This is a genomic window from Streptomyces turgidiscabies Car8, assembly GCF_000331005.1.
In the GTDB taxonomy this organism is placed as follows: domain Bacteria; phylum Actinomycetota; class Actinomycetes; order Streptomycetales; family Streptomycetaceae; genus Streptomyces; species Streptomyces turgidiscabies.
The window spans coordinates 1-370 of the sequence record NZ_AEJB01000059.1; the positions used below are offsets into that span (position 1 = coordinate 1).

A 370-nucleotide genomic window follows, 5' to 3' on the forward strand; every position below is an offset into this window, starting at 1 on the left:
GCGTCCGTCCGGCGAGTTCAGGCCGTCGCTTCGGCCTCGGCCCGCCGCCGCATCAGCTCCCGCTCCCGCTCGCGGCGCGCGGTGACGTCCCGGATGACCGCACCGACGTACGTGCTGCCGTCGGGGGCCGGCAGGAGCACCACGCTGAACTCGATGGACAGCTTGCGGCCGTCCGCCGCCAGCGCCGGAACGTTCAGCAGATCGGCGTCGCCGTACTTGGTCGTGCCCCGGTCCATGGCTTCCTGGAAGCCGTCCCAGTGACGCTTCCGGTGCCGCTCCGGGATGATGACGTCCAGGCTGCGACCGTCCACGTCGCCCGCCGAGAACCCGAAGATGCGCTCCGCGCCACGGTTCCAGAAGCGGATCAGGC

The 370-nt window shown here is 71.6% G+C and carries 1 protein-coding gene; it reads right to left on the reverse strand.

The genetic code is table 11. The annotated features are described in order from the left end of the window. Positions 1 to 17: 17 nt before the first annotated feature. The coding region (locus STRTUCAR8_RS03875) for a PAS domain S-box protein (RefSeq protein WP_044471590.1) at positions 18 to 370 on the reverse strand (353 nt) is incomplete at its 5' end.